Genomic DNA, 15,220 nt, shown 5'->3' on the forward strand with positions numbered 1-15,220 from the left:
GTTATGACGGTGGAAAAAAGGTCAATGGTCGTAAACGCACAATCCTCGTGGATACCATGGGATTACTTCTCGATGTTGTGGTTCACAGCGCTCATCGCTCAGATCACCAAGGTCTTACTCTACTCGGTACTTGGTTTGCTCCTCTGTGGCAGTGCCTGCAATTGATATGGACTGATAGCACTTTTGGCGGTAAGAATTTTACTGCCTGGGTTGATGAGACCTTTGGCTGGAATTTGGAAGTCGTCAGCAAAAAGAATGGACAAAAGAGTTTTTATGTTTTGCCTCGACGTTGGGTTGTTGAAGGTACCTTTGCTTGGTTTGGTCGCTACCGTCGTTTAAGCAAGGATTATGAATATTTACCTACCACCAGTGAGACAATGCTCTATGTTGCCATGCTCCATCTCATGCTCCGAAGGCTTTGCCTTGAACTTTTCAAACATATTCTTAAGTTCCTTTGGGCTTAAAAAAGCCCCCGTGAGAACTATGGCTAACCCTTGCCATTGCTAATGGGTGGGCCCCAGATTTTACGCTACCGTGGACAATAGTGACAATGCCCACACTTTTTGCAAATTTCCAACTTTTCCATGACCGTTCCTGCCCCCCACCAGAAAGCCAAAGGTCTTAAGCCCGGTAGTCCCCGCCCCGCCAAGGAACTCTGTAGTGATTGCGGTCTGTGTGACACCTACTATATCCATTACGTTAAAGAAGCCTGTGCTTTCATTAACCAGCAGTTTGACCATTTGGAGGAGCAGACCCATGGCCGGTCGAGAGAACTGGGTAAAGAAGATGAGGTTTATTTTGGTGTTCACCAAAAAATGCTCACCGCCCAGAAAAAAGAACCTATCCCCGGGGCCCAGTGGACAGGCATTGTCAGCACCATTGGTTGTGAAATGCTAAACAAAGGCCTGGTAGAAGGGGTGGTCTGTGTGCAAAATACCCCCGAAGATCGTTTCCAGCCCCAGGTGGTAATCGCCAGAACTCCAGCCGAAGTGCTAGCCGCCAAGGTTAATAAACCCACCCTTTCCCCCAATTTATCCGTGTTAGAGGAAGTGGAGAAGTCAGGTTTGAAGCGATTATTAGTTATTGGGGTGGGTTGCCAAATCCAAGCCCTGCGGGCGGTGGAAAAACAATTGGGTTTGGAAAAACTTTATGTGTTGGGAACGCCCTGTGTGGATAATGTTTCCCGGGCTGGGTTACAGAAGTTTTTGGAAACTACTAGTAGATCGCCAGAAACGGTAGTTTATTACGAATTTATGCAGGATTTCCGGGTACACTTTAAACATGAAGACGGCTCGACGGAATTGGTCCCCTTCTTTGGCTTAAAAACAAATCAATTGAAGGAGGTTTTTGCCCCTTCTTGCATGAGTTGTTTTGATTACGTCAACGGTTTGGCAGATCTGGTAGTGGGTTATATGGGGGCTCCCTTTGGCTGGCAATGGTTAGTGGTACGCAATCAAACGGGCCAAGAAATGTTAGACCTAGTGCAAGACCAGCTACATATTGGGCAAGTAAGTTCCGGTGGCGATCGCCATCAGGCAGTGCAACAGGGGATTACGGCCTACGACAAGGCGGTAACGTTACCAATGTGGGTGGCAAAAATAATGGGCTTAGTAATTGATAAAATTGGCCCAACGGGATTGGAATATGCTCGCTTTTCCATTGATTCCCACTTCACCCGTAACTATTTGTATGTCAAACGGAACCATCCGGAAAAGTTGGCTGACCACGTCCCTCCCTTCGCCAAGAAAATTGTTGAGCAGTATAAACTTCCCCAGCAATAAACCCCAATAAAATTCAAGGAAGGCTATGAAAAAATTCTTATTTATGGTCGGTACGCTAGCATTTTTTTCTGGTTTGCCCACTGGTGATGCCTGGGGAGAATCCCTCGATGACAAAGTGCAAACTATTTTGGACGAACATTATCAAAACCGTCGAGAGCCTGAGTTTTTTAGTGCGATTCAGTTGTCCACTAAAGTGGGGGATGGGGATATTAAAACCTACGTGGTGGGAACCAAAAGCCATGCCCCTAATAGTCCGCCCATAGATGCCAAAAGTCTGTTTCAAATTGGCAGTATAACCAAATCTTTTACTTCAGTTTTATTGCTCCAAGCAGAGGCGGAAAATAAAATTAATTTGGGGGATGACTTTACCACTTATCTACCGGAATATGACCACTGGAATGGAGTAACCATTACTCAACTATTGAATATGACTTCCGGGTTACCCAACTACAGTGATAGTCCCACCCTTAACTATGGCTTTGTGCAAAGCCCGGAGCGCATCTGGCAAGATAAGGAATTGGTGGATGTGGTGTATCCCCAGCCCAACTTGCCGGCTCCACCCCTAAATACTGGCTATGCCTACACTAACACTGCTTACACATTGGGGGGTCTGGTGTTAGAAAAGGTTTATGGTCAAAGTTATGCCGAATTAATTGATAAAAAACTTTTGCAACCGTTGGAACTAAACAATACTTTTTATCCCATTCCTAGTTATCCTTCGGACATTTTAGATCGCATGGTGGAAGGCAGTAGTTTTAACCCTTACACCAATCCTGAATTAGCAGGAAAACCGGTGGCTAATGGCAATCTTTCCTGGGCTGGAGCGGCTGGAGGACTGGTAGCTAACACGGAAGATATTATTAATTGGGTTAGGGCTTTGTTTGTAGAAGATCAACTACTGTCAACGGAGCAAAAAACACAGTTAACCCGACTAGTTTCCCTCATTACTGGTAAGCCCATTGATGGTACGACTTCGGAAGAGCCGAGGGGTTTTGGTTTGGGTGTTGTCCAAGGTTACCACGAAGATTGGGGACAGTATTGGTTTTACCAGGGGGAGACCATTGGTCATCGCTCTTTTTATCTTTATTTTCCCTGTAATGAGGTAATTATTTCTGCCTTGTTTAATAGTGCAGTTGATGATCAAAATAACGATGTTAAGCCCCTTCTGGTTGGTGTTTACGAAGCTCTTTTAGACGACCAGCCAAGCTTGGTTTGCAAAACTAAATAATGATGGCGGTAGATCCCAATCTTTTTCCTCTAATTGCTGTGATTATTCTAGGAGGATCTGCGCTGTTAGATTTTCTGTTGGGGGATCCTAAATCTTGGCGACATCCAGTGGAATTTATTGGTTCAGCCATTAACTTTGCTAGCCAGTTGATCATCCGCAAAGTTAATGATAAAGATTCTAGACGTTTATGGGGCATTTTTTTAGGATTAAAAATCATTATCGGCAGTGGTTTTCTAGCTTGGTTAATCGTTTACTTGGCTGAAAAAGTCTCCCCTGTTTTAGCAGTAATTATCCAAATAATTGGGGTAGCAAGTTGTTTTGCTGGCCATAGTTTAGCCCAAGCGGCCCAGTCAGTGATAGAACCATTAAAAGCGGGAGATTTGTCTACTGCTCGACAAGAACTAGCCCTATTTGTGGGTCGTGATACGGATAATTTATCGGAGAGAGAAATCTTGCGGGCCACAGTGGAAAGTGTGGCAGAAAACACAGTGGATGGAGTCACTAGTCCTCTTTTTTATGCACTTTTGGGCATTCTTTTTCCTTTCATTGGCCCCTGGCCCCTGGCGATCGCCTACAAAGCGGCCAGTACCCTGGATTCCATGGTGGGCTATAAACGGGAACCCTATACGGATTTAGGCTGGTTCAGTGCCCGTCTGGAGGATTATTTAACCTGGCTACCCTGTCGATTAACGGTGTTGATGTTGGCAATTTTATCGGGAAAACCAAAACAAACTTGGGCCATTGTCCGTCGGGATGGGCTCCTAGATCCTAGTCCCAATTCCGGTTGGAGCGAAGCCATTTATGCCGCTATTTTGGGCATACAACTAGGAGGAGATAACTATTACCAGGGAGTATTGAAAAGCAAACCTTTATTGGGAGATGGGATTCAGCCTTTAACCATAGCCAAAATTGCCCAAAGTTTATGGTATTCCCGCACGGTTTTTCTTTGGCAATTATTATTAGGCTTAACAGTAATATTAGCTATCCAAGCGGGCGCTATGTCGGAGATAAGCTTCAATAAAATCTGATAATTCCCCATCCATCACGCCCCCCACATCGGTGGTTTCGACATTAGTCCGCAAATCTTTGACCAATTGGTAAGGATGAAAAACATAGTTGCGAATTTGGGTGCCCCAGGCCGCTTCCACCATGTCCCCTCGAATTTCGGCGATCGCCTGGGCCCGTTGCTCTTCTAGGACAATTAATAACTTAGCTTTGAGAATGGCTAGGGCCTTTTCTTTATTTTGTAACTGGGAACGTTCCTGGGTGCAACGCACAGCCAAACCTGTGGGTAGGTGAACAATCCGTACAGCGGTTTCCACTTTGTTCACGTTTTGCCCGCCTTTACCGCCGGCCCTGGAGGTGGAAATGTCCAAATCCTTATCGGGAATATCCAAATTAATTGCTTCTTCCCCCAGCAAAGGCATCACTTCCACCCCAGCAAAGCTAGTCTGGCGTTTACCGTTGGCATTGAAAGGAGAAATACGCACCAAACGATGGGTGCCCTTTTCCGATTTGAGGTAACCGTAGGCGTAGCGTCCTTCAATCTCCAACGTGACGGATTTTAAGCCCGCTTCGTCTCCCTCGGAAATTTCCGCCAAATGGACTTTGTAGCCCTGTTTTTCGCTCCAACGGGTGTACATCCGCAGCAGCATTTCCGCCCAGTCTTGGGCATCGGTGCCTCCAGCCCCCGCATTGATGGTTAAAGTGGCCCCTTTTGCGTCATAGGGGCCAGACAGTAACTGCTGCAGTTCCCAACGGTCTAATTCTTTTTGCAGTTGTTCCAGGGTAGTTTCCGCTTCCGTCAGTAGGGCTTGGTCGTCCTCTAACTCCAAAAGCTCCACAATGGCCTGGCTATCTTGCCACTGCTGTTGCCAAATGCCCCATTGCTCTAACTGGGATTTTGTTTCGTTCAAAGTCTGGAGAATTTGTTGGGCTTGGTCCGTATCGTCCCAAAAATCCGGTTGGGCGGCGCACTGCTCCAAGTCTTGAACTTTGGCTTTTAATCCTGGCAGGTCAAAGATAGTCCTGGGTTTGCCCCAGGCGAGAGGAGATTAGTTCTAGGTTTCTTTTCAGGTCTGTTAATTCGGTGATCATTGAGCAAGAATTGAGCAAAAACAGTCTTTGACGCCAATCCAAGTATATGACCATTGGGCTAGCCCCGCACTGAGGGGGATTCATCAACAAAACTTATCGTGTTTGTCAAGATTTGTTAATTTTGCTTGGCTAGTCAAATTATTATCCCTATCATTTTGTAAATATGGATACAGAAATTATTCCTTTGACTTCCAAACTGCCCTGGTTGTCGTTCCTAGAGTCTTGGATTTTCTCCCGCTTTAGGGAAATTCAGTGGGGACTTGGGTAGCGAATCCCCGGATAAGTGCTAAAGAACTGGGCCGGCTCGGGAGTGCTTCTGGGAAAAATTTCGCCGGTTAGTAAAATGGAGAGGACTTTATGTCGCCACAAATGAACCTGTTTAATGCAACGGCATCGACGCCGGTCAATAAAATAGCTGGGGATTGGCACGGTTTTTGTCAGATTACGTATAACCGAGATACTTGGGTAAAATTGCTGGAGAAGCCGGGGAGCTATGCCTTCGATGAAGCGAAGTTGCTTTGCCAGGATACTTCCACCACCTGGGTTGCCTGGGTGCCGGACCACGGGGAAGTTGTTTTAGACCGCAGTGATTTTTATTGTTAAACAGTTTGGCGACCGAAGTTGGCGATCCGGGTTGATATGCTACCCAAGCTAGAATCCTTCTGGATCGCTGAAGTTGAGATTACTCCTCTAGACCGAAATCTGGGGCCAGGGGAGGGGCGATCGCCTCTTCGTTGGGGGAGTCCACTGGACCGCGGAAAATAAACACAGTGGTGTTAGTTTGGCTAGCGATTTGGGTGGGTAAATTGCCGTGGATGACGTTTTTGAGCAATCCTTCCCTGCTGGCCCCCAGCACGATCGCCGCACATTCACGCATTTCCGCCAGGTCACTGAGGGCATCGGCAATGGAATTGGAGCAAACGGGAATGGGAATAATCGGTCTTTGTAACTGTTCTGACCACCGTTCTGCCAGGTTTTTTAAATCGTAAAAAGGGTCATAGCGCTGGGATTGACGGGGTAGATAAACTTTAGAAATCAGTAGCTGGGGGTTATTTTCCTCCGGGTAAAGGGAAAACAACGCCGGCAACAGATTTAACATTTTTTCAATGTTGGGGCCTCCCGCCACCGGCATTAACCAGTGGGCCATGGGGGATAAATAGCGGGGATAGGCGTGGTCATTGGTGCCCTGTTTAACCATTAATAAAGAGCAGGGGGCTTGGTCAATCAGGCGATCCGTGATTTGTCCAAAAATTTGGCCGCCAATGGGCATTTCCCCTTGCCATTCAAGGATTAGCAGGTCGCTATGGCGGGTTTGAATGGTATCAAGGATGGTGTCGGTAATACTGTAGGCCAGCTTGATTTCCGTATGGAATAACACTCTCTGGTGGCGGGCAATGCGTTCCAGTTTTTGCATCAGTTGCCGTTGCCTCTGCCATTGCACCCTTTGCACAGAAGGGGACTGAGCTTTAGATACCTTGACCACCTGTAAACAGTCAATTTCGTAGTTTTGCTTTTTGGCGATCGCCGCCGCAATTTGAAACAAAACTAAAGCACTATCGGAGTCTCGGATGGGTAATAGAATGCGCCCTTCTCCCACCAACGGCGATCGGGTTTGGTATACGCTGTAGGCGGGATGGGGAGGATGGATAATTTGCCCCCCTAACTGACTCACTTCCTCCCGAATAATGTCTGTGCGGGTGATAATGCCCACTAATTTGTTGTCCCCTTCCACCACCGGCAACCGGGAAAGTTGATAACGGTTGAGCAAATAGAGCACATCACTGAGGGGCGCTTCCGGATCTACAGTGATGGGATTGGGGGTCATAATTTGCTTCAGGGCAATGTGCACCGACTCCTGGGCCGCATTGGCCAAATCCGTTTGGGTAAATACCCCCACCAGTTTGCCCCCCTGCACCACTGGAAAGCCCCGGTGATGGGAATTGGACATAATCGGTAGCACCTGGGCTAGGGTGAGACTCTGCTCCAGGCTTTCCACCTGCGTTTTCATTACCTGGCCAGCTCGGATATCAGCGAGAAAGTCATGGTCTGGCTTTTCCTCTGCCAAAAAAATGCCCTTGGTTTCCAGCAAATGATCGTACAAAGAACGGGGAAAGAGACTTTCCGCCACTAGGTAGGACGTGGCACAGGCCACCATCAGGGGAAGCACCACGTTGAAGTTGCCCGTTAGCTCAAAAACAATGATGATCGCCGTCACTGGCACCCGCACCACACTAGTGAAAAAAGCGCCCATCCCCGCCAGGGCAAAGGTAGTTTGGGTAACTTGATCTTGCCAATAACTGCCAAATTCCCCCACCAGATAACCCAGGGCCGATCCCATCACTAAAGCCGGCGCAAATAATCCTCCCGGCGCATCGGTGCTGTAGGCCAGGATAGTCAAAATGAAATGGGCCACTAAGGTCAAAACTACCTGATGCCAACTCAGTTCTCCGGAAGTAACAAATTCCCTCAGCCCCGCATTGTCCCGAAAAAAGCTCGGCAATAGGGCGATCGCCACGCCGGAAATTAAGCCCACAAAACCAATGCGAATAACCAGGGAAAGGTTCTGTTTTCTTTGCCAGTTTTGCAGGGAGAGAATACTGCGGTTGAGCAAAACCCCCAAAATGCCAGCCAAAATTCCCAGTAAAAGATAGAAAGGAATCTCCCCCGTAGTAAAACGCACCGTTGGGCTATTGCTTAAGCTATGGGCCAGGTTAAGGTCACTGGATTGGAATACCAAAGACGTGACAGCCCCCACGAAGGAAGCGACGATCGCCGTTTCTAGGGTCAAGCTAGACACATCCCGCATTAATTCTTCCACCACAAACAAAACCCCAGCAATGGGGGTGGTGAAGCCCGCCGCTAATCCCGCCGCCGCCCCGGCCGCAATCATTTGCCGCCGATGTTCCGGGGAAGTGGGAAACCACCGACTCAACTGGGCCGCTAGAGCTGCGCCAATATGCACCGTGGGAGCCCGCCGTCCCAAGGTCATGCCTCCCCCCAGCACTAGCACTGTTCCCAACAGCTTGACCACCGCCACCCGCCAATCTAGGGGAATGGGATACCGAGCCAGGGCCGCTTTCACCTGGGGAATGCCACCGCCCCCCGCCGGTCGGGAAAATTGTTCAATTAATGCCCCCGCCAAAGCACCAAACACCAAGCCAAAACAGGGCAGCACCCAAATGGCCCCATAGGTATCCGCCAGACTCAAACGGCTGGATCCTAACCAGTTGACTCCGTTTTTAATTACTAAGGCCGCTAGGGCAGAAACAAATCCGATCACACAGGCTTCGGCGATCGCATAACGGCTATCGATGGCAGTGCGGCCATAGTGTCGAGAGCGCAACCATTGTTGCCACCGTTGCCAAAAGGGAAACCAAGCCATGGAGAGAGAATTACTAAAACAGGTTTAGGGCAAATTTTGAGATTGCGTCGCCATCCGGCAATCAGTTTGTTACAATGGCAGCGGTCACCACAGCCTTTGAAGAGAGCGTCTTTGAGCCAAGTTGTTAATATCCCTACCCTAGATACCTTAGCGCAGGAACTGGCCGCTATTCAGCAAACTGGTTCTAAACGTATTGCCCTGCTAGGATCTCGCCATGTGCCGATAACCCACCAACAGTTGATCGAAATGATGAGCTACGCCTTGGTGTTGGGGGGTAACCACCTGGTCACTTCGGGCGCTACGGGTACTAATTCCGCCGTCATTAAGGGGGCCATGCGAGCCGATCCTAATTTACTCACGGTAATTTTGCCCCAAAGTTTAGACCGCCAGCCAAGAGAATCCCGTAATCAGTTGGGACAGGTAGTCCATCTGGTGGAAAATGCTGAAAATGATAGTCTTTCCCTGGGGGAAGCCAGCACCATTTGTAACCGAGAAATTGTCAGTCGTTGTCAACAGTTGATTTGCTTTGCATTCCACGAAAGTCATACCCTTTTGCAAACCTGTGCGGAAGCAGAGGAGCAAAGAAAACTGGTCACCCTTTTCTATTTTGATTAATTCTAGGGATTTAAATTTTGCTGATTGGCTAGAGCGGCGTTGGGTGACTCCTTCCTATGCTGGTTGGTTGCTTTTAGTGCTGGCCATTTGTTTATTCGGAGCTGCCACTAATTCCATGGCCGGTTGGTTATACGTCATCAGCGGCATCAGCTTTGCCCTCTTGATTATTGCGGCTATTTTGCCTTGGCGATCGCTCCGACAGTTGCAGTTAGAACGTTTTCCCATCCAGCCGGTGAGTGCGGGGGAAAATTTGACCATTACCCTGCAACTTTATAACAACTACAAGGAACCGAAGAATTTACTCCAGGTGTGGGATGTGTTGCCTGCCGGTTTGGGAAGGCCCCAAGGTAAGGCGATCGAACTGGTTGCCCCCAAGGATTTTTACCAATGGAGTTATTTCCAGCCCACCCATCAGAGGGGAGTTTACCACTGGCAAAAGTTGGAATTACGCTCCGGTGCCCCCCTGGGTTTGTTTTGGTGTCGTCGCAGTCAGGCTCTCCCCGTGAAAGCCATTGTTTATCCCCAGGTGCTCAAGCTCCAACAATGTCCTTTGGTGGATGCCATTGGTACGGAGGATCAGGACAAGATCCAGAGCGATCGCCATTACCAGGCGGCGACCGAAGGTATAACAAAAACTTTACGGGCTTATCGTTTTGGTGATCCCACCAGGTTAATTCACTGGCGCAGTAGTGCCCGGCTTGACCAATTTATGGTGCGGGAATTGGAAGTGGTGACAGGGGGTCAGGAGTTAGTCATTGCCCTTGATAGTGGTAGTTCTTGGTCAGCAGAAATTTTTGAAGAGGCGGTCATTGCGGCGGCTTCTTTGTATTTCTATGCGGTGCGGGCCCAGTTGAATGTGCGGCTATGGACAGCGGGGGCAGGCTTAGTGGCCGGTGGGCGATCGGTATTGGAAGCTTTAGCAGCGGTGCAAATGGAGGAATCTGACCAGCATGAACTACCCCGACGCATTCCTTTGCTGTGGATCACCGGCCGGGCTGACAGTGTGCAGGATTTGGCTAGTTACAGTCGTTGGCTCTATTTTGCTCCACCGGGGGCATCATCTTCCCCTCACTCTGCCCTTCGTGCTGGCTTGACGGTTGAGGTAGGTAAAGATTTGTCCCAACAACTGCAGCGGCCTCCGAATTTTTCCCCAAGGATAGTTAGTTAGACATTAAAACAATACGTGTTTATGCTGAATGTGTCCCGGGTCACTCAATGGTGAATGGTGTTAGAGTAATATCATCAGCCACGATATGCTCCCCCCAGGCTTTTATCTCTCGTCAGGTTCAGCTATGTTTAAGGCTATTTTCCCAAGGTATTCCGTTGGCGATCGCCGTTTGCTGAAGTCAGTCCGCCAGTCAGCTCAGCAGGGTTTCACCATGTTCGAGGTGCTGATTGCCTTGATGATTTCCTTTCTATTTCTGACAGGAACCCTGAATGCCATGGTAATGGCAACGGTAATGCGGGTTAAAGCAGAAAGACAAGCCCAAGCTGGTTATTGGATTAAAGAAGATTTGGAGCAAGTTCGGGCATTGGCTGCAAATTTCAATCCGACGACCGGCAATGGATGTCCTACTGGTGTGGGGGCCGCTTTTCGGGATGCAAACAATAGTGCTGACGCCGATCCCACAAATAACGGACTAGCTAGTTTGCCGACTCCAGGAAATAGAACAATTTTAGGAAGAACCACAAGCCTGACTAGAACTCCTGCCGTTTCCGACAATGTTCTTCAGCTTACCTACACTGTCACAAACACCGAAATTACAGATCCCCAGAAAAAAGTTCTGGCCACACTCTACACAGAAGTTCTACCCGCTGCAGCTCTTACTTGTCCGTAAGTAACTTGATGATAAATAAAATTTATGTTTGGAGTGGCTAGTAATGACAAAGAAAAACAATTCTAAATTTCTGTTAAAACTTTTTTGTCTTTCTCCCTTGACAACTTCCAACCGGGGATGGACTTTGATTGAGATGGGTGTGGTAGTTGTTATTGTTGGCATTTTGGCTTCTTTAGCTATGCCCAGTTTCGGTAAGATGCAGGCTAGAAACCAACTCCGGGGAACAATGTCCCAGGTACAGAGTGCAATTCAAGAGGCTCAAAAGAATGCTATTAAGAGAGGCACTAGTTGTACTGTAGTTATTACCCCCTCGTCTGGAGCCTCCCCGGCAACGGTAGCCCAAGCAAGTGGAAATAATGGTTGTGTTCCCAATCCTGTCACTATTCCCACCACAACTGGTATTACTTTTTCTCAACCCAACACTGCTACCAACGTCCAATTTTCCTATAAGGGCAATCCTAGTGCATCAACAGATCAAACCATAGTTCTATCCCATGAGATAACAAGCTTGGAGCCTCGGTGTCTTGTAATCTCTTCTGGCATAGGAATTATGCGTTCCGGTTACTTACAGGGGGGGAGTTGTACTCCCGCTCCATAATGACAGTTTGGGGATTTTGTAAAGAATTGCTGAGATGTCTTATTGGTTACTACTTTTTGTCTGAGGCTATAAATATACTAGAGGCTGACAATCTTGTCGGAGGTGTTGGCCTATGGCTTGGCAAAGCAAATTACCTATTTTCCTGAGGCTATTTTCTCGATCCAGAGGTTTGTCATCGGGCTGGACGTTGATAGAAGTGGTGACAGTGGCGGTGGTAGTGGGGATTTTGGCCAGCATAGCAATGCCCTCTTTCATGGGGATGAAAGCCAGAATGGACACAAGGAATGGGCTTGACACCCTCAAACAAACTTTACAGCAAGCCCAAAGGAATGCCATTAAAATGGGAAAAGAATGTCGAGTTCAACTATCACCCAATAGTAGTCCGCCCAAAATTCTTCTCCATACTGACTCAAAGTACAATGGGTGTTTACCTTATCGAGAAGTTCCCCTGGAAAACGTGCTGTTCCACCATAATTTTTCCGGTACTGACATTCGTTTTTCCTATAAAGGTAATTCGACTAATTTGGGGACTATGGTGGTGGAATCGATCAATGTTGTAGGCATACGCTACTGTCTGGTGATGTCCAATATGATTGGCATGATGCGTAGTGGGGATTATGTGGAAGTTCCTCCCACTGTGAGTGCGACCCATTGTAAACAAGGTATTTAGGGGGATGATAATGAAAGCTTGGCTGTATTTGCTGACTCGTAAACCAGTCAAGGGGTTTACTCTCTTAGAACTTTTAATGGCTTCGGTTTTGACATTTCTGGTGGTTAGTGCTACTGGTTATGCTGTTTTTATCATGACCAGAGACAACATTTCCTCTAGTGTTTCCAGTGATTTACAATTTAATACAAATAGGGCTTCAGATTTCATTGCCGATGAGATTAAACAATCTTCAGCACTCTCAACAGATCCTGCTATTCTTCCCTCTGGCTGTACAAGTATTACTTCGTCACAATTTGTTTTTGGCCTTATTTTTGCTCCAGCCACAACTCCAAGTGTCATTTATTACAAAAAAACACCACCAGATAGTCCATGGAGAGGTCCCAGTTCCATATACCGTTGCGGACCATCTTTTGATGGAAGCGGTGTAGTTGACTATGCATCTACAACAAGAAGTTCAAATATCCTCGTTGATTCCATTTCGACTACAACTACAAATTGTCCATCTGGAATGTTTCCCACAACTTCGGTTGCTGGATTTTATATTTGTCACAATAACTCTAGCCCTCTTAAGCTAGTGCAGTTAAATATAACAGCAACTTCAACTGACCTAGCTGCTCGAGGTTTAACCAGGCAAAGCCAAGGTGCTAGTAGTGGAACTTATTCGGTTAGAACGACAGTTTTTGCCCGCTCCGGTGCTCCCTAAACTCAAGTTCCTGGAGTTTCAATTGAGTAGAATTGAAAAGTGAATTTTTGGCGACTCAGTTTTTACGAAGAAAAGTTAGAAAGTTAGGTGGCTCCTTTCAACATGATTTTTGTCTGGGTTAAGGTCATTTGCCAAACGGCGATCGCCAACTAAATAATCAGCTAATCAAAACATATTTTAGAAGAACCGATGAAACAGACCGTGTTATTCATTCCTGGATTTGCCGGAACTCCGGCCATGTGGGACTATCCCATAACTAATCTCGAGGATATTATCGATGCCCAAAGTTTGGTGATGGAAGGAGATTCGCTGCAGGCAATGGCGGACTTAGTGGTTAACGCCAATACATTGCCCGATAAATTTGCTCTGGTTGGCCATTCCATGGGGTCTTGGGTGGGAGCCGCCACCGCTGCCCTGCATCCAGAAAGAATTACCAAACTAGTGCTGATGGACGGTTGGGCCCGCAATAATGCCGCCAAAGCTGAAGAAATGGAAGCCACACTCAAGGCTCTGGAGGCAGGACAACACCAACAAGTTTTGGCTCAGCACTGCCCCAATGTTTTTTATGGTGATAATGCCAACTTTAGTAATAACGTCAAGTTTTTGCGGAGTCTCCAGGAGTCTTTGCCGGCATCACTAATTACGCAACAGTGGCAGGCCATGGTCAAAGATAACGATATTCGTCACTTATTACCAAAAATTCAATGTCCCACCCTGGTAATCCATGGCCGTCATGATCCTTGGTTTGACTTGGACGAGAATTTATTCCTGGCCCAATCGATTCCCCATGCTCAATTCACCATCGTGGAAGATGCGGCCCACGGCACTCCCATTGAACAACCCCAAGCAACCACTGCTTTGTTGCGCCTTTTCCTCGGCAATTAAGATTTTGTGCAAACCACCCCAATGCCCATCATGTTGACTAAGCCCATCCGCAACCTAGGGAGTATGGAATCAAAGGTTGGGATTTTCTGCAATGGTGACAGCTAAATTCTACGGGTAGGCGACGATATAGACCTTAATATCCGAATATTAAAAGCAGAAAAAAAGGGGGAACAGGTGGTAATTCCCGCTTCCCCAGCAATGGGCAATGGAGGTATCAAGACTAGAACTGTTTTTTAACCTGCTCAAACGTGTTGGACAATTCATTCCAACTTTTCTCTAGGCCAGCTTGCAATTCTTCCCAAGCCGCTTCACTGGACTGTTGCAGATCGTGCCATTTACCCATTAGGGCGTCCCGTTGAGCCTGAAGGTCTTTGAGGGATTTTTGATAGTTAACATTGGCATCTGCCGCTTTTTCTCTTGCTTCGGCAGTCATTTGATCAATCTGGGCATTGAGCTTGTCAATTTTTGCCCTTACCTTCTCTTTGTAGGCTTCTTTTTCTTGGGTGGTCATAGTAGTGGGGTTAGACATAAAGGTTATCCTCATCTGTTTTTGTTTACTTTTCGCTTGCCGTCGGCTTTTTAATAAACCGCAGCACCCAGCCAGTGATGGGAAGAAGAAATTAAACGTTTCTCGACATCACATCAGTAGGGTTAGTTAATGTTGTTTTGTGGAAATATTTATTTGACTGATTGGCCAAACTTGCTTGGCCTAGAATCTGCCAGTGATAGATAGGGCTATCACGATTAGGGCTAAAGCCAAATTGGCAGCCAACCCGAAACCAATTAAATTCCGTCTAAACTGTTTCTTGGAATTTGGATCGATTTCTGATATGGGAGGAGAAACAGGGTAAGCATTGATCAAACCCGAATCGGTGACCCGGTAGGCAGGCTCAACGTTGGGGGAAGAGGGCGCATTGGCTTTGCCGGTTGTTTCTTTCATTTCTGACTCTGGAGTCAGAGGCTTGTCCCTCTCTGTCAATCCCTTGGCGGCAACTTCAGAGGGAATTAGCTCGCTCCCATCACTGAAATGTTGGCCATGACTATTTTTAGCATTGGTTTCTTTTGCCAAAGCTACATTCTGGTTATCCATTGATAACCCTCCATCTAACGACAGCAAGTAATCCTCTTGCAATGACACCATTATAACTCCCTGTCGTGTTTTTGTCAACTCAAAGTAATTTAACTTTAAATATATCGTTATAATTTTATAACTATTTTGTCATTACATAGCCTAAGAACATGTTTGAAAAGTTCGAGGCAAAGCTTTCGGAGTATGAGATGGAGCATGGCAACATGAATCATTGTCTCACTGGTGGTAGGTAAATATTTATAATCCTTTTGTTCATCCTTTTTGCTGACGACTTCCAAATTCCAGCCAAAGGTCTCATTAACCCAGGCAGTAAAATTCTTACCGCCAAAAGTG

General features: G+C 47.1%; 16 protein-coding genes and 1 pseudogene. 12 read left to right on the forward strand and 5 right to left on the reverse strand.

Features of this window, described 5'->3' with window-relative positions; all coding sequences use genetic code 11:
* From BWK47_RS10080 to cbiB, 4 genes are all read left to right on the forward strand, one after another.
* Positions 1 to 464 (forward strand): transposase (locus BWK47_RS10080; RefSeq protein WP_162328534.1); only part of this gene is annotated, 464 nt, incomplete at its 5' end.
* A gap of 120 nt (positions 465 to 584) precedes the next feature.
* A complete protein-coding gene (locus tag BWK47_RS10085) occupies positions 585 to 1,781 on the forward strand; it encodes a Coenzyme F420 hydrogenase/dehydrogenase, beta subunit C-terminal domain (RefSeq protein ID WP_162328535.1) in 1,197 nt (398 codons plus the stop codon).
* A gap of 43 nt (positions 1,782 to 1,824) precedes the next feature.
* Entirely contained in the window at positions 1,825 to 3,009 is a 1,185-nt protein-coding gene (locus BWK47_RS10090) for a serine hydrolase domain-containing protein (RefSeq protein ID WP_237269595.1), read from the forward strand.
* Positions 3,009 to 4,037, forward strand: coding sequence for an adenosylcobinamide-phosphate synthase CbiB (cbiB, locus tag BWK47_RS10095; RefSeq protein ID WP_162328537.1), 1,029 nt, complete (start codon positions 3,009 to 3,011; stop codon positions 4,035 to 4,037). The genes BWK47_RS10090 and cbiB overlap by 1 nt, the downstream gene beginning before the upstream one ends.
* Here the strand turns inward: cbiB and prfB are convergent.
* A protein-coding gene (gene prfB, locus BWK47_RS10100) for a peptide chain release factor 2 (protein WP_162328538.1) occupies positions 3,987 to 5,106 on the reverse strand; the annotation gives its coding sequence in 2 pieces (ribosomal slippage) (positions 3,987 to 5,027 and positions 5,029 to 5,106; 1,119 coding nt in all). The two genes, cbiB and prfB, sit on opposite strands and share 51 nt — an antisense overlap.
* A 357-nt stretch (positions 5,107 to 5,463) precedes the next feature.
* Between prfB and BWK47_RS10105 the strand changes: the two genes are divergently transcribed.
* Entirely contained in the window at positions 5,464 to 5,709 is a 246-nt protein-coding gene (locus BWK47_RS10105) for a hypothetical protein (protein WP_162328539.1), read from the forward strand.
* A 79-nt stretch (positions 5,710 to 5,788) separates the two neighbouring features.
* Here the strand turns inward: BWK47_RS10105 and BWK47_RS10110 are convergent, their stop codons facing one another.
* Positions 5,789 to 8,488 carry a chloride channel protein gene (locus tag BWK47_RS10110; protein ID WP_162328540.1) on the reverse strand — a complete coding sequence of 900 codons (2,700 nt, stop codon included), beginning with the start codon at positions 8,486 to 8,488 and terminating at the stop codon, positions 5,789 to 5,791.
* 111 nt (positions 8,489 to 8,599) lie between these two features.
* On the opposite strand from BWK47_RS10110, the gene BWK47_RS10115 reads away from it, so the two are divergent.
* From BWK47_RS10115 to BWK47_RS10145, 7 genes are all read left to right on the forward strand, one after another.
* Positions 8,600 to 9,103, forward strand: a complete 504-nt coding sequence (locus BWK47_RS10115; RefSeq protein WP_162328541.1) for a DNA recombination-mediator protein A — start codon at positions 8,600 to 8,602, stop codon at positions 9,101 to 9,103.
* Positions 9,096 to 10,271, forward strand: coding sequence for a DUF58 domain-containing protein (locus BWK47_RS10120; protein ID WP_237269596.1), 1,176 nt, complete (start codon positions 9,096 to 9,098; stop codon positions 10,269 to 10,271). The genes BWK47_RS10115 and BWK47_RS10120 overlap by 8 nt, the downstream gene beginning before the upstream one ends.
* Before the next feature lie 124 nt (positions 10,272 to 10,395).
* The gene (locus BWK47_RS10125; protein WP_237269597.1) at positions 10,396 to 10,941 is read left to right on the forward strand and encodes a prepilin-type N-terminal cleavage/methylation domain-containing protein; all 546 of its coding nucleotides are present in this window, start codon (positions 10,396 to 10,398) and stop codon (positions 10,939 to 10,941) included.
* A 43-nt stretch (positions 10,942 to 10,984) separates the two neighbouring features.
* Positions 10,985 to 11,539 (forward strand): GspH/FimT family pseudopilin, encoded by a 555-nt coding sequence (locus BWK47_RS10130; protein WP_162328544.1) that lies wholly within the window; start codon positions 10,985 to 10,987, stop codon positions 11,537 to 11,539.
* A 112-nt stretch (positions 11,540 to 11,651) separates the two neighbouring features.
* Entirely contained in the window at positions 11,652 to 12,209 is a 558-nt protein-coding gene (locus tag BWK47_RS10135) for a pilus assembly FimT family protein (protein WP_162328545.1), read from the forward strand.
* Positions 12,210 to 12,219: 10 nt separating this feature from the next.
* Complete coding sequence (locus BWK47_RS10140) at positions 12,220 to 12,912, forward strand: PilW family protein (RefSeq protein ID WP_162328546.1); 693 nt, start codon at positions 12,220 to 12,222, stop codon at positions 12,910 to 12,912.
* Positions 12,913 to 13,101: 189 nt separating this feature from the next.
* Entirely contained in the window at positions 13,102 to 13,797 is a 696-nt protein-coding gene (locus tag BWK47_RS10145; protein ID WP_162328547.1) for an alpha/beta fold hydrolase, read from the forward strand.
* 220 nt (positions 13,798 to 14,017) lie between these two features.
* On the opposite strand, the gene BWK47_RS10150 is transcribed toward BWK47_RS10145, so the two are convergent.
* The 3 genes and pseudogenes from BWK47_RS10150 to BWK47_RS10160 all read right to left on the reverse strand — a co-directional run.
* Complete coding sequence (locus BWK47_RS10150) at positions 14,018 to 14,308, reverse strand: hypothetical protein (RefSeq protein ID WP_237269598.1); 291 nt, start codon at positions 14,306 to 14,308, stop codon at positions 14,018 to 14,020.
* A 198-nt stretch (positions 14,309 to 14,506) separates the two neighbouring features.
* On the reverse strand, positions 14,507 to 14,887 hold the full coding sequence (locus BWK47_RS10155; protein WP_237269599.1) for a hypothetical protein: 381 nt from the start codon (positions 14,885 to 14,887) through the stop codon (positions 14,507 to 14,509).
* 107 nt (positions 14,888 to 14,994) lie between these two features.
* Positions 14,995 to 15,220 (reverse strand): annotated as a pseudogene (locus BWK47_RS10160) (IS5/IS1182 family transposase); the annotation flags it as partial.

It is taken from the genome of Synechocystis sp. CACIAM 05 (assembly GCF_010222815.1).
GTDB lineage: Bacteria > Cyanobacteriota > Cyanobacteriia > Cyanobacteriales > Microcystaceae > Synechocystis.

Bases quoted from the DNA above. Each gene is read 5' to 3' on its own strand.
- BWK47_RS10085 (WP_162328535.1), top strand. From the start codon at position 585: ATGACCGTTCCTGCCCCCCACCAGAAAGCCAAAGGTCTTAAGCCCGGT.
- BWK47_RS10090 (WP_237269595.1), top strand. From the start codon at position 1,825: ATGGTCGGTACGCTAGCATTTTTTTCTGGTTTGCCCACTGGTGATGCC.
- cbiB (WP_162328537.1), top strand. From the start codon at position 3,009: ATGATGGCGGTAGATCCCAATCTTTTTCCTCTAATTGCTGTGATTATT.
- BWK47_RS10105 (WP_162328539.1), top strand. From the start codon at position 5,464: ATGTCGCCACAAATGAACCTGTTTAATGCAACGGCATCGACGCCGGTC.
- BWK47_RS10110 (WP_162328540.1), bottom strand. From the start codon at position 8,488: ATGGCTTGGTTTCCCTTTTGGCAACGGTGGCAACAATGGTTGCGCTCT.
- BWK47_RS10125 (WP_237269597.1), top strand. From the start codon at position 10,396: ATGTTTAAGGCTATTTTCCCAAGGTATTCCGTTGGCGATCGCCGTTTG.
- BWK47_RS10130 (WP_162328544.1), top strand. From the start codon at position 10,985: ATGACAAAGAAAAACAATTCTAAATTTCTGTTAAAACTTTTTTGTCTT.
- BWK47_RS10135 (WP_162328545.1), top strand. From the start codon at position 11,652: ATGGCTTGGCAAAGCAAATTACCTATTTTCCTGAGGCTATTTTCTCGA.
- BWK47_RS10140 (WP_162328546.1), top strand. From the start codon at position 12,220: ATGAAAGCTTGGCTGTATTTGCTGACTCGTAAACCAGTCAAGGGGTTT.
- BWK47_RS10145 (WP_162328547.1), top strand. From the start codon at position 13,102: ATGAAACAGACCGTGTTATTCATTCCTGGATTTGCCGGAACTCCGGCC.
- BWK47_RS10150 (WP_237269598.1), bottom strand. From the start codon at position 14,308: ATGACCACCCAAGAAAAAGAAGCCTACAAAGAGAAGGTAAGGGCAAAA.
- BWK47_RS10155 (WP_237269599.1), bottom strand. From the start codon at position 14,887: ATGGATAACCAGAATGTAGCTTTGGCAAAAGAAACCAATGCTAAAAAT.